19 protein-coding genes and 1 pseudogene are annotated in these 19,643 nt (G+C 70.6%); 15 read left to right on the forward strand and 5 right to left on the reverse strand.

Annotation, left to right across the window (positions count from 1 at the left end; all coding sequences use genetic code 11):
* Window positions 1-55: 55 nt before the first annotated feature.
* Window positions 56-778 (forward strand): Type 1 glutamine amidotransferase-like domain-containing protein, encoded by a 723-nt coding sequence (locus tag QF034_RS38480; RefSeq protein ID WP_307179285.1) that lies wholly within the window; start codon window positions 56-58, stop codon window positions 776-778.
* Window positions 779-941: 163 nt separating this feature from the next.
* Window positions 942-1,343: an SseB family protein gene (locus tag QF034_RS38485; RefSeq protein ID WP_086558508.1), complete on the forward strand. Its 402-nt coding sequence runs from the start codon at window positions 942-944 to the stop codon at window positions 1,341-1,343.
* Between the two features lie 26 nt (window positions 1,344-1,369).
* On the opposite strand, the gene QF034_RS38490 is transcribed toward QF034_RS38485, so the two are convergent.
* The 5 genes and pseudogenes from QF034_RS38490 to QF034_RS38510 form a co-directional block, all read right to left on the reverse strand.
* Window positions 1,370-1,759 carry a MarR family winged helix-turn-helix transcriptional regulator gene (locus QF034_RS38490; RefSeq protein WP_307179286.1) on the reverse strand — a complete coding sequence of 130 codons (390 nt, stop codon included), beginning with the start codon at window positions 1,757-1,759 and terminating at the stop codon, window positions 1,370-1,372.
* A gap of 83 nt (window positions 1,760-1,842) precedes the next feature.
* Complete coding sequence (locus QF034_RS38495) at window positions 1,843-2,874, reverse strand: LacI family DNA-binding transcriptional regulator (RefSeq protein ID WP_307179287.1); 1,032 nt, start codon at window positions 2,872-2,874, stop codon at window positions 1,843-1,845.
* Entirely contained in the window at window positions 2,871-3,779 is a 909-nt protein-coding gene (locus tag QF034_RS38500) for a carbohydrate ABC transporter permease (protein ID WP_307179288.1), read from the reverse strand. The genes QF034_RS38495 and QF034_RS38500 overlap by 4 nt, the downstream gene beginning before the upstream one ends.
* On the reverse strand, window positions 3,776-4,753 hold the full coding sequence (locus QF034_RS38505; protein ID WP_307179289.1) for a carbohydrate ABC transporter permease: 978 nt from the start codon (window positions 4,751-4,753) through the stop codon (window positions 3,776-3,778). Before QF034_RS38505 ends, QF034_RS38500 begins: the two co-directional genes overlap by 4 nt.
* Window positions 4,750-6,070: pseudogene (locus tag QF034_RS38510) on the reverse strand (ABC transporter substrate-binding protein). The gene QF034_RS38505 and the pseudogene QF034_RS38510 overlap by 4 nt, the downstream one beginning before the upstream one ends.
* Window positions 6,071-6,254: 184 nt before the next feature.
* On the opposite strand from QF034_RS38510, the gene QF034_RS38515 reads away from it, so the two are divergent.
* From QF034_RS38515 to QF034_RS38575, 13 genes are all read left to right on the forward strand, one after another.
* Complete coding sequence (locus QF034_RS38515; protein ID WP_307179290.1) at window positions 6,255-8,276, forward strand: beta-galactosidase; 2,022 nt, start codon at window positions 6,255-6,257, stop codon at window positions 8,274-8,276.
* A gap of 115 nt (window positions 8,277-8,391) precedes the next feature.
* The gene (locus QF034_RS38520) at window positions 8,392-9,951 is read left to right on the forward strand and encodes a glycoside hydrolase family 53 protein (RefSeq protein WP_307179291.1); all 1,560 of its coding nucleotides are present in this window, start codon (window positions 8,392-8,394) and stop codon (window positions 9,949-9,951) included.
* 182 nt (window positions 9,952-10,133) lie between these two features.
* Window positions 10,134-10,391, forward strand: a complete 258-nt coding sequence (locus QF034_RS38525; RefSeq protein WP_307179292.1) for an ArsR/SmtB family transcription factor — start codon at window positions 10,134-10,136, stop codon at window positions 10,389-10,391.
* Window positions 10,392-10,449: 58 nt separating this feature from the next.
* Window positions 10,450-11,409 (forward strand): SMP-30/gluconolactonase/LRE family protein, encoded by a 960-nt coding sequence (locus QF034_RS38530; RefSeq protein WP_307179293.1) that lies wholly within the window; start codon window positions 10,450-10,452, stop codon window positions 11,407-11,409.
* A 168-nt stretch (window positions 11,410-11,577) separates the two neighbouring features.
* Entirely contained in the window at window positions 11,578-12,039 is a 462-nt protein-coding gene (crcB, locus tag QF034_RS38535; RefSeq protein WP_307179294.1) for a fluoride efflux transporter CrcB, read from the forward strand.
* Window positions 12,036-12,416, forward strand: a complete 381-nt coding sequence (locus tag QF034_RS38540; RefSeq protein ID WP_307179295.1) for a DUF190 domain-containing protein — start codon at window positions 12,036-12,038, stop codon at window positions 12,414-12,416. Before crcB (QF034_RS38535) ends, QF034_RS38540 begins: the two co-directional genes overlap by 4 nt.
* Complete coding sequence (gene crcB, locus QF034_RS38545) at window positions 12,413-12,760, forward strand: fluoride efflux transporter CrcB (RefSeq protein WP_307179296.1); 348 nt, start codon at window positions 12,413-12,415, stop codon at window positions 12,758-12,760. The genes QF034_RS38540 and crcB (QF034_RS38545) overlap by 4 nt, the downstream gene beginning before the upstream one ends.
* Window positions 12,761-12,831: 71 nt before the next feature.
* Window positions 12,832-13,668: an undecaprenyl-diphosphate phosphatase gene (locus QF034_RS38550; protein WP_307179297.1), complete on the forward strand. Its 837-nt coding sequence runs from the start codon at window positions 12,832-12,834 to the stop codon at window positions 13,666-13,668.
* Between the two features lie 175 nt (window positions 13,669-13,843).
* The gene (locus QF034_RS38555) at window positions 13,844-14,521 is read left to right on the forward strand and encodes a FadR/GntR family transcriptional regulator (RefSeq protein WP_307180078.1); all 678 of its coding nucleotides are present in this window, start codon (window positions 13,844-13,846) and stop codon (window positions 14,519-14,521) included.
* The gene (locus tag QF034_RS38560) at window positions 14,518-15,960 is read left to right on the forward strand and encodes an amino acid permease (RefSeq protein WP_307179298.1); all 1,443 of its coding nucleotides are present in this window, start codon (window positions 14,518-14,520) and stop codon (window positions 15,958-15,960) included. The genes QF034_RS38555 and QF034_RS38560 overlap by 4 nt, the downstream gene beginning before the upstream one ends.
* 32 nt (window positions 15,961-15,992) lie before the next feature.
* Complete coding sequence (locus QF034_RS38565) at window positions 15,993-17,009, forward strand: asparaginase (protein WP_307180079.1); 1,017 nt, start codon at window positions 15,993-15,995, stop codon at window positions 17,007-17,009.
* 142 nt (window positions 17,010-17,151) lie between these two features.
* A complete protein-coding gene (gene aspA, locus QF034_RS38570; RefSeq protein ID WP_307179299.1) occupies window positions 17,152-18,564 on the forward strand; it encodes an aspartate ammonia-lyase in 1,413 nt (470 codons plus the stop codon).
* Window positions 18,565-18,608: 44 nt separating this feature from the next.
* Window positions 18,609-19,532: a glutaminase gene (locus QF034_RS38575; protein WP_086558492.1), complete on the forward strand. Its 924-nt coding sequence runs from the start codon at window positions 18,609-18,611 to the stop codon at window positions 19,530-19,532.
* Window positions 19,533-19,643: the final 111 nt, after the last annotated feature.

Raw genomic sequence — 19,643 nt, forward strand, 5'->3', positions numbered from 1 at the left:
CTTGCACAGGCCGGTGTCGAGCAGCTCGTTGTCACCCGTCCAGGAAGGCACAGCCATGGCCGCCGAACCCCCGCAGCGCCTCGCCCTCCTCGGCGGTGGCTTCTCCACCGACGACGACGGCCGCCTCGACGACTGGGTACTGGCCCGGGCACGCGTGCCCCGCCCCAAGGTGTGCTTCGTACCCACGGCCGGCGGAGACGCGCCGGCCTACATCGAACAGTTCCGTGCGGCGTTCGGGAGCCGCCGCGCCTGCGAACCCTCCGTCCTGCACTTGTTCCGCCGCGAGCTGGACGACGACGCACTGCGCTCCTTCCTGCTCGCCCAGGACGTCATCTACGTGGGCGGCGGCAACACGGCCAACGTCCTCGCCGTATGGCGAACCCACGGCGTGGACCGGCTGCTGCGGGAGGCCTACGGCCGCGGCACGCTGCTGTGCGGCATCAGCGCCGGTGCCAACTGCTGGGCCGAGGGCTCGCACACCGACTCCTTCGGGCCGTTGACGTACCTCCCCGACGGCTTGGGGCTGCTGCTCGGCTCCGTCTGCCCGCACTACGACAGTGAACCGGGCCGCCGCCCCTCCTACCGCGCGGCCGTGGCAGCGGGGCGGTTGCCGGCAGGCTGGGCGGTGGAGGACGGGGCCGCGGCGCTGTTCACGGGCGGTGTGCTGACGGAGGCCGTCACCCGGGCGCGGGGAGCCGGGGTGTACCGGGTGGAGCCGGACGAGGGTGGTGGCGTGAGGGAGCGTGCGCTGCCGTGTCGGTTGCTCGGGACCGTTTGACGTCACCGCCACAGAGCCCCTGAGCCTCCGGCCCGCACATCCCGAGAACCTCGAAGATCAAGCAGGATTGCCCCGGGCACGATCGGGTACGCGAGCAACACCGCGTCCGGGGCGGATCATGCCCCGGGCAGGCCGCACGACCGCCGCTACCAGGGAATCTGCCATGGAGACACCCGCAAACGACCCCACGCCCACGCCCGCCCAGCGGGCTCTGGACGTCCTCACCGAGAACACCGAGGACGCGGCGGCTCTGGACGCGCTCGCCAACAGCGACGTGCTCATCCCCGTGCCCGACGACGCGAACGACGCCGACACCGCCAATCCCTCGGCGGTGGCGCTGCCGGTGCTGGAGCAGCCCGGCGGCGAGCCGGTGGTGCCCGTGTTCACCTCCGAGGTGGAGATGGCCGGGCTGCTGCCGTTCGTCTCCCGCTACCGCCTGGTGCCGCTCGGCGCCCTGGCCGCCCAGTGGCCGGCCGACGACCTGTCGCTCACCATAGACGGCAGCTCGGAGCACCGCCTGACGCTCACCTCGGAGGGAGTACGCACCCTGCTGGCACGTCCGTAGGACGCCGTGCGCCGGGCCCGGGCGGGTTACTCGCCCAGGGTCCGGGCCAGTGCGGCCCGCTGCAGCGGCAGTGCCTCCGCGTGCAGGTCACGGCCCTTGGAGGTCAGGGTCACCCACACACCGCGCCGGTCCTCCACGCACACCGAACGCGTCACCAGCCCGTCCTTCTCCAGCCGGGCGATGAGCCGGGACAGCGCGCTCTGGCTGAGATGGACCCGCCCGACCAGGTTCTGCACCCGGCACTGCTCGCCCTCCTCGGGCGCGGCCGTGGCGAGGATGTCCAGGACCTCGAAGTCGGACGCGCCGAGCCCGTGCGGATGCAGCACACGGTCGATCTCGCACATCGTGCGCGCGTGCGCCGACAGGATGTCCCGCCACCGTTCCTCGAGCCGCGCACCAGCCGTTTTCGACGCCATATGTGAACGGTAACACCGGCGCGGCATTCGATGACCGTGCATGCAGTGCGCGCGGTGCGCGTCCCTCGCCGGACGGCGGGAGCCTACGTCGACTCCCGTTTGACCAGCTCCGTCGGCAGGATCACCGCCGCCGGATCCTCGCCCCCGATCTGCGCGAGCAGCACCCGCACCATCTCGGCGCTGATGCGGTCCCACGGCTGCCGGATGGTCGTGAGCTCCGGGCTGGACGCCAGGGCGGCCGGGGAGTCGTCGAAACCGCCGACCGCCACGTCCTGCGGCACGCGCCGCCCCGCCCGGTGGAGGGCCGCCAGCACGCCCTGCGCCATGAGGTCCGAGGCGACGAACACCGCGTCCAGGTCCGGGACCCGCTCCAGCAGCCGCTCGGCGCCCGCCTCGCCACTGGCGCGGCTGTAGTCGCCGGAGACGACGAGGCGCTCGTCGAAGTCGAAGCCCGCCTCCGCGAGCACCTCCTGGTAGCCGGCGAGACGCTCGACACCGCCGGGTGTGTCCAGCGGCCCGGTCACCATGCCCACCCGGCGCCGCCCGAGCGACAGCAGATGGCGGACCATGTCGCGGGCGCCGTCGCGGTCGTCGGCGGCCACGTAACTCACCTTGGAGCCCATTCCGATCGGCTTCCCGCACGCCACCAGCGGCACCCCGGCCCCGCGCAACTGCTCGGCGACGGGGTCACCGGAGTGGTTGGAGACCAGCAGCACCCCGTCGACATGCCCGGCGGTGATGTACCGGGTGAGGCGGCGCCGTTCGTCCTCGGTGCCCGCCAGCATCAGCAGCAGCGGGATGTCGTGCGTGGCGAGCGCCTGGGTGCAGCCGCGCAACAGGACGTTGAAGTTGGGGTCCTCGAAGAACCGCTCCTGCGGTTCGGTGAGCAGGAAGCCGATCGAGTCGGACCGCCCGGTGATCAGGGAGCGGGCGTGCCGGTTGACGACGTAACCCGTCCTGCGGATGGCCGCGTTGACCGCTTCCTGGGCGGCCGGGCTGACGTAGTGGCCGCCGTTGAGTACACGCGAGACCGTGCCGCGCGAGACCCCCGCCTCGCGCGCCACGTCGTGGATCGTGGGCGGCCTGCGCCTGCCCCCCGCAGCGTTCATGGTCATGACTTTACGGCTCCGGAGAGCAGATCCAGACTCCAGAACCGCTGGATGACCAGGAAGAGAGCGACCAGCGGCAGCACCGCGAGGAACGCGCCCGTGATCACCAGGGTGTACATCGCCGGGGTGTTGGCGCCCTGCTCCAGCAACGTGAACAGGCCGAGGGTGATCGGGAACTTCTCGTCGTCGCTGAGCATGATGTACGGCAGCAGGAAGTTGTTCCAGATCGCCACGAACTGGAAGAGGAACACCGTCACCATGCCGGGGATCATCATCGGCAGCGCGATCCGTGTGAAGATCCGCCACTCGCTCGCCCCGTCCATCCGGCCGGCCTCGACCACGTCGGCGGGGACCGCGGCGGCGGCGTAGATCCGCGCGAGGTAGACGCCGTACGGCGACAGGATCTGCGGCAGCAGGACGGAGAGGTAGGAGTCCGTGAGGTCGGCCTTCGCCAGCAGCAGGTACTGCGGGATGGCCAGGATCACCGGCGGCATCAGCACACCCGCGAGCAGCACGTTGAAGATCGTCTCGCGGCTGCGGAAGCGGTAGGTCGCCAGCGCGTAGCCGCTGATCGCGGACACGCACGTCGACAGCAGGGCGCCCAGGACGGCGTACAGGGCGGAGTTGCCCATCCACTCCCAGTAGACGCCGTCGCGGTAGGCGCTCAGATCGTGGAAGTTGTCGGCGAAGCCCGTGCCCGGCCGGAACGTGAACGTGGAGAACAGCTCACTGCCGGACTTCGTGGCGGCGATGACCACCCAGGCCACCGGCAGCAGGCAGTAGATCGCCCCCAGGAGCAGGGTGGCCGTCGGGATCAGGGCGATCCGGCGGCGCAGCGGCGGGCGGCCCTGGGCGGTCCCGGGCGTGCTGCCCGCCACCGGCTCGGCCTGGGAAACGGCAAGGGAACTCATCGGGCTGCCTCCTGCTTCTGACGGCGGTTCGCGGCCCGCAGGAAGCCGAAGGACAGCAGGAGCGTGGCGAACGCGATGATCACGGCCTGCGCCGCGGCCCCGTAGATGTCACCCTCGCCGAACGCGTCCCGGTACACCTTCATCAGCGGACTCCACGTTGTGGACACGGAGTTGGTGAGCGGCTTGAGGGTGGTCGGCTCGTTGAACACCTGCAGCGTCGCGATGATCGAGAAGAAGAAGGTCAGCACCAGCGAGGGCGCCACCATCGGGATCTTGATCCGCAGCGCGATCTGCGCCGGGGTGGCGCCGTCCAGCTTCGCCGCCTCGTACACCTCCGCCGGGATCGACTGGAGCGAGGTGTAGATGACGATCATGTTGAAGCCGGTGCCGCCCCAGACCGCGATGTTCGACAGGGCCAGGTACAGCGGCCCGCCGTCCAGCAGGTCCGGCTGCGGCAGCCCCAGCCTGTCGAGGACGAAGTAGAAGGGGCTGACGTCCGGCAGGTACAGGAACCCCCAGAGCAGCGCCGCCACCACGCCGGGGATGGCGTACGGCAGGAAGATCGCGAGCCGGGTGAAGGGGGCCAGCCGCACCTTCTCGGAGTCGAGCATCAGCGCGAACAGCAGGGCGAGGCCCAGCATGACGGGGACGACCATGCAGCCGTAGCCCAGCACGCGCAGGGCGCCGTTCACCAGCTCGCTGTCGGTGAGGGCGTCGGTGTAGTTCTCCAGACCGGCCCAGACCTCCTTGCGAGCGCCGGAGCCGAGACCGAGGCCGGAGACCTTCACCTTGTGGAGGCTGAGCCAGAGCGCGTAGCCGATGGGCAGTGCGAAGAACAGCGCGAACAGAATCGTCGCGGGGACAAGGAAAAAATAGGGGGCGCTTCGCGCTCGTTTGAGGGTGGTGGTGGGAGACGGGTGGGCGTACGGGGCGCCCTTGACCCCGTACGACTGCCGGCGTGCCGTGCTTTTCACTCCGCGACCTCGAAGCCCTGCTTCTTCATGTCGGCGACGGTGTCGTCCTGCATCTTCTCCAGCGCGGCGCCGAAGTCCGACTTGTTCTTCGCGGCGGCGCCGAAGGCGTCCTTGAAGGTGGTGTAGGCGACGTTCACGTTGGGCCCCCAGGCGGACGGCGCCGTGGTCTCCGCGATGTCGGCGGCCTTGCTGTAGAAGTCGGCCTGGCCGGAGAAGTAGGCCGGCGGCTTGAGGAAGGCGCCGCTGGTCTGGGCGTTCTTGGCGGCCGGGTAGATGCCGCTCTCCTTGGCCAGCGCGTTCAGGGCGTCACGGTCGGTGTTCAGCCAGGTGGCGAACTCGGCGGCGGCCTGCTGGTGCTTGGAGTCCGTGGTGACGGCGGTGGAGGAGCCACCCCAGCTGCCCGTGCGGTTCTCGTTCGCGGACCACTGGGGGAGCGGGGCCATGGCCCACTTGCCCTTGGTGGCGGGGGCGGCCGTCGTCAGCGTGCCCGGTGCCCACACGGCGCTGACCCAGGCGATCTGCTTGCCGGTGTTGAGTGCCTTGTTCCAGGCGGGGGTGTACATCGGCTGGTTGTCGATGGCGCCCTCCTTGACCAGGCCGCCCCAGAACTTCGCGACCTTCTGCGTCGCCGCGTCGTTGATGGAGACCTTCCACTGGTCGCCGGAGGTCGTCCACCACTTGGCGCCCGCCTGCTGGGCGAGACCCGCGAAGAGGCCGGAGTCATTGGCGGAGAAGGTGGTGAGGTCCTTGTCCGGGGCGGCCTTCTTGAGATTGCGGGCCGTCTCGGCGAACTCCTCCCAGGTCGTCGGGACCGTCAGGCCGTACTCCTTGAACAGGTCCTCGCGGTAGTAGAACATCATCGGCCCGATGTCCTGCGGGACCGCGTAGACCGCGTCCGTGCCCAGCGTCGTCTGCTGCCAGACGCCGTCGGCGAACCTGTCCTTCGCGTCACCCACGTTCTTGGATATGTCCGCCAGGGCGTCGTTGCTGACCAGCGTGGGCAGCGCCTGGTATTCCGCCTGCACCAGGTCGGGCGCCTTGCCCGCCTTGTGCGCGGTGAGGATCTTGGTGACGAGCGTGTCGCCGGACGCCTGCTTCTTCACCGTTACGGTGATCTGGTCCTTCTTGCCCGGCCCCTTGTTCCACAGGTCCACGACCTTGTCCATGCCGGGCGTCCAGGTCCAGTACGTCAGCGAGACCGGCCCCGACTCGGTCTCGCTGTCCCCGGATTCCGAGCCGCAGGCGGCGAGGGCGGTGGCCGCCGAGCGCGAGGGCGACGGCGGATGTCACGAGGCGGCGGCGCTTCGTGTACGGCATGGATCTCTCCCCTGACCTGGGGTTCTCGCCTGTTGCGAGAACCTGCCATGCTTCTGTGAGCGTTCACAGTAGAGAAACATCCCGGACACTTGTCAATGGTTGTTGCTGTGCGGTTATGTTGGGCTCCGCACCGTGTCATTGTGTGTGCACGTTCCCAATTGATCGATCGACCGGGAGACCATCCATGCCGGAGACCACCCCCAGGGGCCTCACCAGGCTCGCCTTCGGTGGGGACTACAACCCCGAGCAGTGGCCGGAGAGCGTCTGGCAGGAGGACGTCCGGCTGATGCGGGAAGCCGGCGTCACCATGGTGAGCGTCGGGATCTTCTCCTGGGCACTGCTGGAGCCCTCGCCCGGCACCTACGACTTCGGCTGGCTCGACCGGCTCCTGGACCTGCTGCACGAACACGGCATCCGCGTCGACCTCGGCACCCCCACCGTCGTGCCGCCCGTCTGGTTCTACCGGGCCCACCCCGACGCCCTGCCGGTCACCCGCGAGGGCGTGCGCTACGAGTTCGGCTCCCGCGCGGCGATCTGCCACAGCAACGCGGACTACCGCGCGGCCGCCGCGGCCATCACCACGAAGCTCGCCGAGCGCTACGGCGACCACCCGGCGCTGGCGATGTGGCACGTGCACAACGAGTACGGCGTCCCCGTCTCGGCCTGCTACTGCGACTCGTGCGCCGCGCACTTCCGCCGCTGGCTGGGGACGACGTACGGCACGGTCGACGCGGTCAACGAGGCCTGGGGCACGGCCTTCTGGGGTCAGCGCTACACCGACTTCGGCCAGATCAACCCGCCCCGGCTCACCCCCGCGGCCGTCAACCCGAGCCAGGCGCTGGACTACAAGCGGTTCGCCGACGCGACCATGCGAGAGAACTTCGTGACGGAGCGGGACATCCTGCACCGCCTCTCCCCGGGCGTCCCGGTCACCACCAACTTCATGACGGCGCTGAGCCAGTGCGACTCCGTCGACTACTGGGCCTGGGGCCGCGAGGTCGACATCGTCACCAACGACCACTACCTGATCACCGACGGCCGCCGCACCCACGTCAACCTGGCGATGGCCGCCGACCTCACCCGCTCCGTCGCGGGCGGCGCCCCCTGGCTGCTGCTGGAACACTCCACCTCGGGCGTCAACTGGCAGCCCCGCAACCCGGCCAAGGCCCCCGGCCAGATGGCCCGCAACTCCCTCACGCACGTGGCGCGCGGCTCCGACGGCGCCATGTTCTTCCAGTGGCGCCAGTCCCGGCGCGGCGCCGAGAAGTTCCACTCGGCGATGCTCCCGCACGGCGGCATCGACACCAGGGTGTGGCGCGAGGTCGTCGAACTCGGCTCGGCCGTCGACGCGTTGAGCGAGATCCGCGGCACCCGCACCGCAGCCGACGCGGCCGTGCTGTGGGACTGGCACTCCTGGTGGGCGCAGAACCTCGAATGGCGTCCCAGCGTCGACCACGACGCCCGCGAGCGCGCCGACGCCTTCTACGAGGCACTCTACGACCGCCACCTCACCGTCGACTTCGCCCACCCGGAAGCCGACTTGTCGAGGTATCCCCTTGTCGTCGTACCGGCCCTGTACCTGATGACGGAGGCGGCCGGGAACAACCTCACGGCGTACGTCGAGAACGGCGGCACGCTGGTCGTCAGTTACTTCTCCGGCATCGTCGACGAGCACGACGCCGTCCACGAGGGCGCCTACCCGGGCCCGCTGCGGGACGTCCTCGGCCTCACCGTCGAGGAGTTCTCGCCGCTGCTTCCCGGCGAACGGGTGCACGTCAGCGGCCCCGACGGATCCGAGCTGGGCGCCGACGTGTGGACGGAGTTCGTGGTGCCGCGCGGCGCCGAGACCGTACTGACGTACGCCGACGGCCTCGCCGCCGGGCGGCCCGCCGTCACCCGGCACCGCCGTGGCGAGGGCACCGCCTGGTACATCTCCACCCGGCTGGGATCCGACGGCCTCGACGCGCTGCTCGGCTGGGCGGCCGAGGACGCGCGGCTCGCCCCGCGCGCCGACCTGCCCCGGGACGTCGAAGTGGTCCGCCGCACCGGCGAGTCGGGCACCTACCTGTTCGCCGTCAACCACACCGGCTCGGACGCCAAGGTGCCGCTGGAGGCCCCCGGCACCGAGCTGCTGACCGGTGAACGCGCCGTGGGCCGGCTGCCGGTCCCGGCCGGAGCCGTCCGGGTCGTCCGGCTCGACGGCTGAACCGACTCCCCTCCGCCCGTGCGAGCCGCAGGAGCCGCGGGCGGAGGGGCCCTCTCGCCCCTCCTCCGGGCGAGGGGCACCCTCAACCCCCACGTCGAAGGGACGACGGACGACGATGTTCCATCCCAGACGCACGCTCAGGACCCTGCTGCTCCCGCTCGCGGCGGGGCTCGCCCTCACCGCCCTTCCCGCCACCTCCGCCCACGCCGCGAGCACGCCGGCCAACGGCGGTTTCGAGGCCGACGGCGCGGGCGCGGCCACACCGGGCGGCTGGTCCGAGTACGGCGACACCGGCGCCTCGTTCACCGAGTCCGGCGGCCACGGCGGCAGCTACCGCCTGAGCCACTGGGCCTCCACCGCCTACAAGGTGGAGACGTACCAGTACCTGTCCGGACTCACCAACGGCGCCTACAAGCTCACCGCCTGGGTGCGCTCCGGCGGCGGGCAGAAGTCCGCGTACATCGCGCTGAAGAACTGCGGCGGAGCCGAGCAGCGCACCGACCTGCCGGTCTCGGCCAGTGGGTGGATCCGGATCGTCGTGCCGGTCAATGTGACCAGCAACCAGTGCACGATCAGCGTCAACAGTGACGCGAACGCGGGCAACTGGATCAATGTTGACGACCTGACCTTCACGTCGGGCACGTCCGGTACGTCGATCAAGGGCGCCGACATCTCGTCCCTGGCCAAGAGCGAGGCCAAGGGCGGCGTCTACCGGAACAGCTCCGGCACGGCCGGCGACCCCCTGGCGATCCTCAAGTCGTCCGGCATGAACTACGCGCGCCTCAAGGTCTGGGTGAACCCGGCCGACGGCTACAACAACAAGGCGCGCGTCCTCGCCACGGCCAAGCGCGTCAAGGCGCAGGGCATGAAGCTGCTGGTCGACTTCCACTACTCGGACTTCTGGGCCGACCCGGGCCGCCAGGACAAGCCCGCCGCCTGGACCGGACACTCGTACAGTCAACTCAAGACCGACGTGTACAACCACACGTACGACGTGTTGAACGCCTTGAAGGCGCAGGGCACCACCGCCGACATGGTCCAGGTCGGCAACGAGATCAACGGCGGCATGCTGTGGAACGAGGGATCGACCTCCAACTGGACGCAGCTGGCCGGTCTGCTCAACTCCGGCTATGACGCGGTCAAGGCGGTCAACTCCGGCACGACCGTCGCCCTGCACCTCGCCAAGGGCGGTGACCTGCCCGGCACCCGCTGGTGGTTCGACAGCGCGCGCTCGGGCGGCGTGAAGTTCGACGCGATCGGCCTGTCGTACTACGGCTACTGGCACGGCACGCTGGCCGACTTCCAGACGACCCTCGACGACGCGGCCTCCCGTTACGGCAAGCCGGTCTTCGTCGCCGAGACCGCCTACCCGTTCCGCCTGGACAGCGAGGACTCGCACGAGAACATCATCGACACCAGTGCCGAACTGGTCTCCGGCTACCCGGCGAGCGTGGCCGGCCAGACCCGGTGGATGAACGACGTGGCGAGCATCGTGGAGGCCGTCCCGAACGGCCGTGGCCTCGGCATCTTCTACTGGGAGGCGACCTGGACCGCGGTGAACGGCAACGGCTGGGACCCGACCGACCCGTCCTCCGGCAACGCCTGGGAGAACCAGGCGCTGTTCGGCTACGACGACCGGGCGCTGTCGTCGACGTCCTGGTTCCGCCACCGCTGACCACGGGGAGGGGGGCCCGGCCGCACACCCGCGGCCGGGCCCTCGCCCGTTCTCGAACTCACTTGTGGCCTACGGAAGTTCGGTATCGGTCAAGGATGCCGAGTCCCGGACGCGGCGGCTTCGACTGCGGGACAGTGGGAAGACGCGGTGAGAGGACCAGAGCCGCGAGGCAGGGGCACGACATGCTGAGGACTCCCACGGACGAGACGCGCCTGCGCATCCTGGCCTGGCTGAAGGAACCCGGCCCCGCCGCGCACGGCGTCACCGCGGACGCCGTCGCCGAGAGGTTCTCGATGCCCCGCCCGGTCGCCGTCACCCACCTCCGGCTGCTCCAGGCCACCGGCATGCTGCGCACCAGCCGGTCCGCGGGCCGCGTGCACTACCACCGCGACGAGATGCGGATTGCCGAGGTCGCCCGGATGTTTGAAAAGGGCTGGTAGTCGACCCGGTACAGCCCGGTACAGCGGAATCCCCCCGACGGTGAAGGACACGCACACGATGGAACGCCCCACGGCACTCGTCCCACGCCACTACGTCGCCGTGGGCCACGGCCCCGAGGACGTGGTCGCCGACCCGCGCGGCCGCGTGCTGACCGGCCTGGCGGACGGCCGCATCCTGCGCCTGGACGGCCTGGGGGACCCGGTGACGGCCCGGACCGAGGTGATCGCCGAGACCGGCGGCAGGCCGCTCGGGCTCGAACTCCTCCCGGACGGCGACCTGCTGGTGTGCGACGCCGAACGCGGACTGCTGCGCGTCGGCACCGGCGACGGCACGGTCCGCGTTCTCGCCGACTCGGTGGCGGGGGAGCGGCTGCGGTTCGCCAGCAACGTCGTGTCCCTCTCCGACGGCAGCGTGTACTTCACCGTCTCCAGCCGCCGCCATCCCCTGGACCACTGGATCGGCGACATCGTCGAACACACCGGGACGGGACGCCTGCTGCGCCTCGCCCCCGGCGCGGACACCCCCGAGGTGGTGCTGGACGGCCTCCAGTTCGCCAACGGGCTCGCCGCCGGGGCCGACGAGTCGTTCCTCGTCGTCGCCGAGACCGGCGCCCGCCGGCTCATCCGCTACCGGCTCACCGGACCCGGCGCCGGCCGGAGCGAGCCCTTCGCCGAGAACCTCCCGGGCATGCCCGACAACCTGTGGCGCGGTGCCCCGGACGGACCGGTCTGGGTCGCGCTGGCCGGGCCCCGCGTCCCCGCCCTCGACCTGTTCCACCGCAGCGCGCCCGCGGTCCGCCGGGCCGCCGCCCGCGCGGCCGTACACGCCCCCTTCCGTCCCACCGGCACGATCGCCGTCCTGGCCTTCGACGACGCGGGCCGCGTCGTCCACCACCTCGCCCGCCGCCACTCCGGGTACCGGATGGTCACCAGCGTGTGCGAGGCGGGCGGAAACCTCGTGCTGGGCAGCCTCTGGGAGCCGGGCGTGGCGGTCTGCGAGCCACCCAGCCCGAAGTGACGCCGGTTCGCCACCGGGGTTAACCTGAACCCCGGCCGCGCCACCTCTCGCGGCGCGGCGGTGGGGCCCGCCGTACCCGAACCGCGGCACGGACGCCGCCAACGGTCCCTACTTGCGACGGCACGCGCCCGCAGATTCCGGGCCCCGGCGAGTAGGAGACGTACGACCATGACGGCCCCCGAGACGGAAAGCCTGCGCATCCGGCCCGCCGCACCGCACCCGCCCGCCTGGCGCGCCCAGGCGCCGGTCGTCGCGGCGGTGGCGCTCGGCGGGGGAGTGGGGGCCGCCGCCCGCTACGCGGCGTCCCTGTGGTGGCCCTCGCACACGGGCGGCTTCCCCTGGACGATCTTCTGGGTCAACGTCGCCGGCTGCGCCGTGATCGGCGTGTTCATGGTGGTCATCACCGAGGTCCGGGCCGCCCACCGCCTGGTCCGACCCTTCTTCGGCACCGGCGTGCTCGGGGGGTTCACGACCTTCTCGACCTACGCCGTCGACATCCAGAAGCTGGCCGACGGCGGCCACCTCCGCACCGGCCTGGCCTACCTCGCCGCGACCCCGCTCGCGGCGCTCACGGCGGTATGGCTCGCGGCCTGGTCGACCCGCCGTGCCCTGAAGTGGAGGCAGTCATGACACGGCTGACCGGCAGGGCCCTGCGCCTGACCGTCTTCGTCGGCGAGAACGACACCTGGCACCACAAGCCCCTCTACTCGGAGATCGTCCACCGGGCCCACGCGGCGGGCCTCGCGGGCGCCAGCGTCTTCCGGGGTGTCGAGGGTTTCGGCGCCTCCTCGCTGATCCACACCTCGCGGCTGCTGTCGCTGAGCGAGGACCTGCCCGTCGCCGTCGTGATCGTCGACACCGAGCCACGCGTGCGGGCCTTCCTGCCCCAGCTCGACGAACTCGTCACCGAGGGCCTGGTGACTCTCGACGACTGCCAAGTCATCCGGTACACCGGCCGGGCGGACACCCCGGGCGAAACGGACGGGAAGGGTAAGAGGTCGTTGTGAACTGGCTGCTGGTCGTCGGGGGCGCCATGGTCGGTGCCCCGCTGCGCTACCTCACCGACCGCGCGGTGCAGGCCCGGCACGACTCCGTCTTCCCCTGGGGCACCTTCGCGGTGAACGTCACCGGCTGTCTGATCCTCGGCCTGCTCACCGGCGTCGCCGGACACGTCCAACTGCTGCTCGGCACCGGGCTGTGCGGGGCCCTGACGACGTACTCGACGTTCTCCTACGAGACGCTGCGGCTGGTGGAGACGGGGGCCCGCGGCTACGCCGTCCTCAATGTGACGGCGAGCCTGGCGGCCGGTCTCGGGGCGGCGTTCACGGGGGTGGCACTCGCGCGTCTGTGAGCCCCGTTCTCGCCCGCGTGTAGTAAGACGGTCCTCTCCGCGCCCGTCTCACCCGCACAGAACTGGATCCCATGAGCGTCATCAGTGTCGGTCAGGCCGTCGTCCTCGGAGCCGTCGAGGGGGTGACCGAGTTCCTGCCCGTCTCCTCCACCGGCCATCTGAAGATCGCCGAAGGGCTCATGGGCATCCCCGTCGACGATCACGCCGTGGTCGGGTTCTCGGCCGTCATCCAGGTCGGCGCGATCGCCGCGGTGCTCGTGTACTTCTTCAAGGACATCGTGCGGATCGTCTCCGCGTGGGGGCGGGGTCTGCGCGACCGTGAGGAGCGGTACCACCACGACTACAAGTTCGCCTGGTGGGTCATCTACGCGACGATCCCGATCGTCGCCGTCGGACTCGCCGCCAAGCCGCTCATCCAGGGCCCGCTCGCCTCGCTGTGGGTGGTGGCCGGCTCGCTGATCGCCGGCAGCGGGGTCATGTGGGTGGCGGACCAGATGGGCCGGCACAAGCGCGGCGAGGACGACACCTCCTTCAAGGACGCCATGCTCGTCGGCAGCTCCCAGATCCTCGCCCTGCTCTTCCCCGGCTTCTCCCGCTCCGGCGCCACCATGTCCACGGCGCTGATCCTCGATCTGGACCGGGTCGCCGCCACCCGGCTCTCCTTCTTCCTCGGCATCCCCGCCCTGACCGGCGCCGGCCTCTACGAACTCAAGGACGCCCTGGGCACCGGCGTGGGCGCGGCCCCGCTCGCCGTCGGCACGATCGTGTCCTTCGCGGTGGCCTACGGCTCCATCGCTTGGCTGCTGAAGTTCGTCGCCAAGCACTCCTTCAACGCCTTCGTGATCTACCGGATCGTCGTGGGAGTGCTGCTGTTCGGCCTGCTCGGGACGGGTGTGCTCACCGGCTGACCGGTCGCGACGGCCAGGAGGCCGGGCGCGGGCCGGAAGCGTGAACGCGGGCTTCCGGCCCCCTGAACGTTTTGTTGCGACCCCTTGACAGGCGCCTGCCGCGACCCCCAGGATCGCCACCGTGAACCTGTCAGACAGCCGGACAGCCGGACAGCCCGTGCGGCGCGTCAGTGCCATGGAAGCGGTGCTGGCGTATCTGCGCGGCGCCATCGAGCGCGGCGACTACGCGATCGGCGACAAGCTCCCCTCCGAGGCGGAGCTGTGCCGCACCCTGGAGGTCTCCCGGCCCGTGCTGCGCGAGGCGTTGCGAGCCCTGCAGACCATGGGCCTGACCGTCTCCAGGACCGGCAAGGGCACCTTCGTCGTCGCCAGCACCGTCGAGGACCCCACGTTCGGCGACTACTCGGCCAGCGACCTGCTGGAGGTGCGCCGCCACGTCGAGATCCCGGTCGCCGGGTACGCGGCCCGGCGCCGCACCCCGGAGAACCTCGACCACCTGGCCCACCTCCTGGACCGGATGGAACAGGAGACGGACACCACCGCCTGGGTCGCGATGGACACGCTGTTCCACCTCGCCGTGGCCGAGGCCGCCCAGAACCCGGTCTTCCGCCGGGTCATCGAGGAGATCCGGGACGCGCTGGCCCGCCAGTCCGCCTTCCTCAACGAGCTGGGCGGCCGCCGCGAGCAGTCCAACCGCGAGCACCGGGCGATCGTCGAGGCGCTGATCGACGGTTCCGAGAACGACGCGGTGGAGGCCATGGCCCACCACCTCGACCGCGTCGAGACCACCCTCACCGACATCGTGCGCCCCGCGCGCACGGACACCCCCACGGAAGGCGGACCCGAGGCGTGAGCGAGCAGTCCCTGCACGAAGGCGTGCAGAAACGTTCCGGCCATGTCGACGCCGGAGACGCCGGCTACAGCAAGTCCCTGAAGTCCCGGCACGTCAACATGATCGCCATCGGCGGCGCCATCGGCACCGGCCTCTTCCTCGGCGCCGGCGGCCGCCTCGCCGACGCCGGCCCCTCCCTCTTCATCGCCTACGCGGTCTGCGGCCTCTTCGCCTTCCTCGTCGTGCGCGCCCTCGGCGAACTCGTCCTCTACCGGCCCTCCTCCGGCGCCTTCGTGTCGTACGCCCGCGAGTTCATGGGAGAGAAGGGCGCCTACACCGCCGGCTGGATGTACTTCCTCAACTGGGCGACCACCGGCATCGCCGACATCACCGCCGTGGCCACCTACACCCATTACTGGGGCATGTTCTCCGACATCCCGCAGTGGGTGATCGCGCTCATCGCGCTGGCGGTCGTGCTCACCGTGAACCTGATCTCGGTGAAGATCTTCGGCGAACTGGAGTTCTGGTTCGCGATCGTCAAGGTCGGCGCGCTCGTCGTCTTCATGTGCATAGGCATCTTCCTGCTGGTCACCCAGCACCCCGTCGACGGCCATAGCCCCGGCCCGTCCCTCATCAGCGACAGCGGCGGCATCTTCCCGCACGGCCTGCTGCCGATGCTGCTGATCATCCAGGGCGTCGTCTTCGCCTACGCCTCGGTCGAGCTCGTCGGCGTCGCCGCCGGGGAGACCCGGAACCCCGAGAAGATCATGCCGAAGGCGATCAACTCGATCATGTGGCGCGTGGGCGTGTTCTACGTCGGCTCCGTCGTCCTGCTGTCGATGCTGCTGCCGTGGAACAAGTACACGGCGGGGGAGAGCCCCTTCGTCACGGTGCTGTCCAACATCGGCGTCCCGGCGGCCGGCGGCGTGATGAACCTCGTCGTCCTCACCGCCGCGATGTCCTCCCTCAACTCCGGCCTCTACTCCACCGGCCGCATCCTGCGCTCCATGGCCATGGCCGGCTCCGCGCCCAAGTTCACCTCCGTGATGAGCCGCAGCCAGGTCCCCTACGGCGGCATCCTGCTGACCAGCGGCATCTGCGTCCTGGGCGTCGGCCTCAACTTCGTCGTGCCCGCCGAGGCGTTCGAGATCGTGCTGAACTTCGCGGCGATCGGTATCCTCGCCACCTGGGGCATGATCATGCTCTGTCACCTCCTCTTCTGGCAGAAGACCCAGAAGGGCGAGCTGAGCCGCCCGGGCTACCGGCTGCCGGGCTCCCCCTGGACCGAGATCGTGACGCTGGCGTTCCTCGCCTCCGTCCTGGTCCTCATGTACGCCGACGGCGGCGCGGGACGCACCACCGTGCTGTGCCTGCCGCTGATCGTCGGGGCACTGGTCGCCGGATGGTTCGCCGTCCGCGGCCGTGTCGCGCGCAAGTCCACCACCGGAGCCGACGCGTGACAGACGCGCCGCTCCACGAGAAGCAGGCAGTGATGTACAGCAGTTCCCTCGCGGACGCACCCCTTGTCCGTGAACCCGTCCACGCCCCCGTCGCCCACCTCATCCGCGGCGGAATCGTCGAAGGCATCCACTACGGCTCCGTCGTCGTCCTCGGCGCCGACTCAGAGGTCCAGCTCCAGATCGGAGACATCGAGGCCGCCTTCTATCCCCGCTCCGCGATCAAGCCCGTCCAGGCCGTGGCCATGGCCCGGGCCGGGCTCCCGCTCGATGGCGACCTGCTGTCGCTGACCGCGGCCAGCCACTCCGGTGAGGAACGCCACCTCGCCGGTACCCGGCGCATCCTCGAACTTGCCGGGCTCACCGAGGAGCACCTGCGCAACGTCCCGGACCTGCCGTTCGATCCGGTCGTCCGGGACGCCTGGGTGCGTGAGGGCCGGCTGCCCTCCCGGCTCGCGCAGAACTGCTCCGGCAAGCACGCGGCCATGCTCTACACCTGCACCCTCAACGGCTGGCCGCTGGAGAACTACCTCGACCCCGGCCACCCGCTCCAGCAGGCCATCGCCGAGATCGTCGAGGACCTCACCGGGCAGCGCATCGCCCGGGTCACCGTCGACGGCTGCGGCGCGCCCCTGTTCTCCATCTCCCTGCACGGCCTCGCCCGGGCCACCGCCCGGATCGTCACCGCCGCGCCGGGCACGCCCGAGGCCCGGGTCGCCGACGCGATGCGCGAGCACGCCGAGATGGCCTCCGGCTCCGGCCGGGACGTCGCCGCGCTGATGCGGGCCGTGCCGGGCCTGCTCACCAAGGACGGCTTCGAGGGCGTGCAGGTCGCTGCGCTGGCCGACGGGCGGGCTGTGGCGGTGAAGATCGCGGACGGGGCGAACCGGGCGCGGATCCCGGTCACCGCCGCCGCGCTGGCCCGGGCGGGCGTCGACCCGGAGTCGCTCACGGAGTTCGCGGGTGAGCAGCTGCTCGGGGGCGGGGAGCCGGTGGGACGCGTACGGCCGGTGCGTGCGCTGGATGCACTGCCGGTGACGGCTGACCTGTAGCTCCATGCCGAATCCGATGGGGGACTGCGGGTTGTCGCCCGGCCGACGGCCGTCCGTCCGCGCCGCCGCTTGATCGCGCAGTTCCCCGCGCCCCTCGGGGCGTCCACCTTCACTCCGTCAGATAAAGAGGCACCTCACCCTCATGACCGCCGCCACCCGTTCCGAACACGATCTGCTCGGGGACCGGGATGTTCCCGCCGAGGCCTACTGGGGTGTGCACACCCTGCGTGCCACGGAGAACTTTCCCATCACGGGCATGCCCATCTCCGCCTACCCGCACCTGATCGACGCGCTGGCCGCCGTCAAGGAGGCAGCCGCCCTCGCCAACGAGGAACTCGGCCTGCTGGAGCCGGAGAAGGCCACCGCCATCGTCGCCGCCTGCCGGGAGATCCGCGACGGCAAGCTGCACGACCAGTTCGTCGTCGACGTCGTCCAGGGCGGCGCCGGCACCTCCACCAACATGAACGCCAACGAGGTCGTGGCGAACCGGGCGCTGGAACTGCTGGGCCACGCCAAGGGCCAGTACCGGTATCTGCACCCCAACGAGGACGTCAACCTCGGCCAGTCCACCAACGACGTCTACCCGACCGCCGTCAAGATCGCGACGGTGTTCGCGGTGCGCGGCCTGCTTGACGCGATGTCCGTCCTCCAGGAGACCTTCGCCCGCAAGGCCGTCGAGTTCCGCGACGTGCTCAAGATGGGCCGTACACAGTTGCAGGACGCGGTGCCGATGACGCTGGGTCAAGAGTTCTCCGCGTACGCCGTCATGATGGACGAGGACCGGTCACGTCTTGCCGAGGCCGTCGAGCTGATCCATGAGATCAACCTCGGCGCCACGGCGATCGGCACCGGTCTCAACGCCCCCGCCGGATACGCCGAGTCGGCCCGCCGCCACCTCGCGGCCATCACCGGGCTGCCCCTGGTGACGGCGGCCAACCTCGTCGAGGCGACCCAGGACTGCGGCGCCTTCGTCCAGATGTCGGGCGTGCTCAAGCGCATCGCGGTCAAGCTCTCCAAGAGCTGCAACGACCTGCGGCTGCTGTCGTCCGGCCCGCGCGCCGGGCTCGGCGAGATCAACCTGCCGCCGGTGCAGGCCGGTTCGTCCATCATGCCCGGCAAGGTCAACCCGGTGATCCCCGAGGTCGTCAACCAGGTCGCCTTCGAGGTGATCGGCAACGACGTCACCATCACCATGGCCGCCGAGGCCGGACAGCTTCAGCTCAACGCCTTCGAGCCGATCATCCTGCACTCCCTGTCGGAGAGCATCACGCACCTTCGCGCGGCCTGCCTCACCCTCGCCGAACGCTGCGTGGCCGGCATCACCGCCAACACCGAGGCGCTGCGCGCGACCGTCGAGAACTCCATCGGCCTCGTCACCGCCCTCAACCCGCACATCGGCTACACGGCCGCCACCGACATCGCCAAGGAGGCCCTCGCCAGCGGCCGGGGCGTGGCGGAACTCGTCCTGGAGAAGGGCCTGCTGCCCGCCGAGACGCTCGCCGGCCTGCTGCGTCCGGAGGTCCTGGCCGGCAGCGGCCCGGCCCCTGCGGCCTGACGGACACGAGCGCACCGGGACCGGCACGGAGGGACAATCGGATCATGACGTCGTCGACGACCTTTCAGCCGGTCCTGGAGCGCATCGCCGAGGAGATCGAGCGCACGCCCGGGCGGGGCCGGCCCGCCGACTACATCCCGGCGCTCGCCGCCCGCGACCCGCGCAGCTTCGGCATGGCCGTCGCCGAGCCGGACGGCACGGTGTACGGCGTGGGGGACTGGCGGCGGCCCTTCTCCGCGCAGTCCATCACCAAGCTCTTCACCCTCGCCCTCGTCCTGGCCCGCGAGGGCGACGCCCTGTGGGAACACGTCGGCCGCGAGCCGTCCGGCAACCCCTTCAACTCCCTGGTCCAGCTGGAGTACGAGAACGGCATCCCGCGCAACCCGTTCATCAACGCGGGCGCCCTCGTCGTCACCGACCGGCTGCACACCCGTACCGGCGACGCGTCGGGCGAACTGCTGGAGTTCCTGCGGGCGGAGAGCGGCAACACGGACCTGACCTTCGACCAGGAGGTCGCGGCGTCCGAGTCCGCCCACGGCGACCGCAACGCCGCCCTCGGCCACTTCATGGCGTCCTACGGCAACATCGACAACCCGGTGCCGGTCCTGCTCGACCAGTACTTCCGGCAGTGCTCGATCGCGGCGTCCTGCGCCGACCTCGCCCTCGCCACCACCTTCCTCGCCCGGCACGGCATACGCGCCGACGGCACCCGCCTGCTCACCCGCAGCCAGGCCAAGCAGATCAACGCGATCATGCTCACCTGCGGCACGTACGACGCGGCGGGCGACTTCGCCTACCGCGTGGGCCTGCCCGGCAAGAGCGGCGTGGGCGGCGGCATCATCGCCGTCGTCCCGGGCCGCTGCACGCTGTGCGTGTGGAGCCCCGGCCTGGACGAACGGGGCAACTCGGTGGCGGGCGTGGCGGCCCTGGACAGATTCACGACGCTGACGGGCCTGTCGGTGTTCTGACAGAACTTCCCGGCAGAGCGTGCTGTGATGCCTCAGGGGCGCGGGGAACTGCGCGACAAGCCACGACGAGCCCGCACTCCGCACACCACCGCACCCGGCAGCTGCTCGCCG

It is taken from the genome of Streptomyces africanus (assembly GCF_030816955.1).
Classification (GTDB): Bacteria; Actinomycetota; Actinomycetes; order Streptomycetales; family Streptomycetaceae; genus Streptomyces; species Streptomyces africanus.

What these genes read in the sequence shown, in the direction of transcription:
- QF034_RS38480 (WP_307179285.1), top strand. Translation starts at nt 56, where the DNA reads ATGGCCGCCGAACCCCCGCAGCGCCTCGCCCTCCTCGGCGGTGGCTTC.
- QF034_RS38485 (WP_086558508.1), top strand. Translation starts at nt 942, where the DNA reads ATGGAGACACCCGCAAACGACCCCACGCCCACGCCCGCCCAGCGGGCT.
- QF034_RS38490 (WP_307179286.1), bottom strand. Translation starts at nt 1,759, where the DNA reads ATGGCGTCGAAAACGGCTGGTGCGCGGCTCGAGGAACGGTGGCGGGAC.
- QF034_RS38495 (WP_307179287.1), bottom strand. Translation starts at nt 2,874, where the DNA reads ATGACCATGAACGCTGCGGGGGGCAGGCGCAGGCCGCCCACGATCCAC.
- QF034_RS38500 (WP_307179288.1), bottom strand. Translation starts at nt 3,779, where the DNA reads ATGAGTTCCCTTGCCGTTTCCCAGGCCGAGCCGGTGGCGGGCAGCACG.
- QF034_RS38515 (WP_307179290.1), top strand. Translation starts at nt 6,255, where the DNA reads ATGCCGGAGACCACCCCCAGGGGCCTCACCAGGCTCGCCTTCGGTGGG.
- QF034_RS38520 (WP_307179291.1), top strand. Translation starts at nt 8,392, where the DNA reads ATGTTCCATCCCAGACGCACGCTCAGGACCCTGCTGCTCCCGCTCGCG.
- QF034_RS38525 (WP_307179292.1), top strand. Translation starts at nt 10,134, where the DNA reads ATGCTGAGGACTCCCACGGACGAGACGCGCCTGCGCATCCTGGCCTGG.
- QF034_RS38530 (WP_307179293.1), top strand. Translation starts at nt 10,450, where the DNA reads ATGGAACGCCCCACGGCACTCGTCCCACGCCACTACGTCGCCGTGGGC.
- crcB (WP_307179294.1), top strand. Translation starts at nt 11,578, where the DNA reads ATGACGGCCCCCGAGACGGAAAGCCTGCGCATCCGGCCCGCCGCACCG.
- QF034_RS38540 (WP_307179295.1), top strand. Translation starts at nt 12,036, where the DNA reads ATGACACGGCTGACCGGCAGGGCCCTGCGCCTGACCGTCTTCGTCGGC.
- QF034_RS38550 (WP_307179297.1), top strand. Translation starts at nt 12,832, where the DNA reads ATGAGCGTCATCAGTGTCGGTCAGGCCGTCGTCCTCGGAGCCGTCGAG.
- QF034_RS38555 (WP_307180078.1), top strand. Translation starts at nt 13,844, where the DNA reads ATGGAAGCGGTGCTGGCGTATCTGCGCGGCGCCATCGAGCGCGGCGAC.
- QF034_RS38565 (WP_307180079.1), top strand. Translation starts at nt 15,993, where the DNA reads ATGTACAGCAGTTCCCTCGCGGACGCACCCCTTGTCCGTGAACCCGTC.
- aspA (WP_307179299.1), top strand. Translation starts at nt 17,152, where the DNA reads ATGACCGCCGCCACCCGTTCCGAACACGATCTGCTCGGGGACCGGGAT.
- QF034_RS38575 (WP_086558492.1), top strand. Translation starts at nt 18,609, where the DNA reads ATGACGTCGTCGACGACCTTTCAGCCGGTCCTGGAGCGCATCGCCGAG.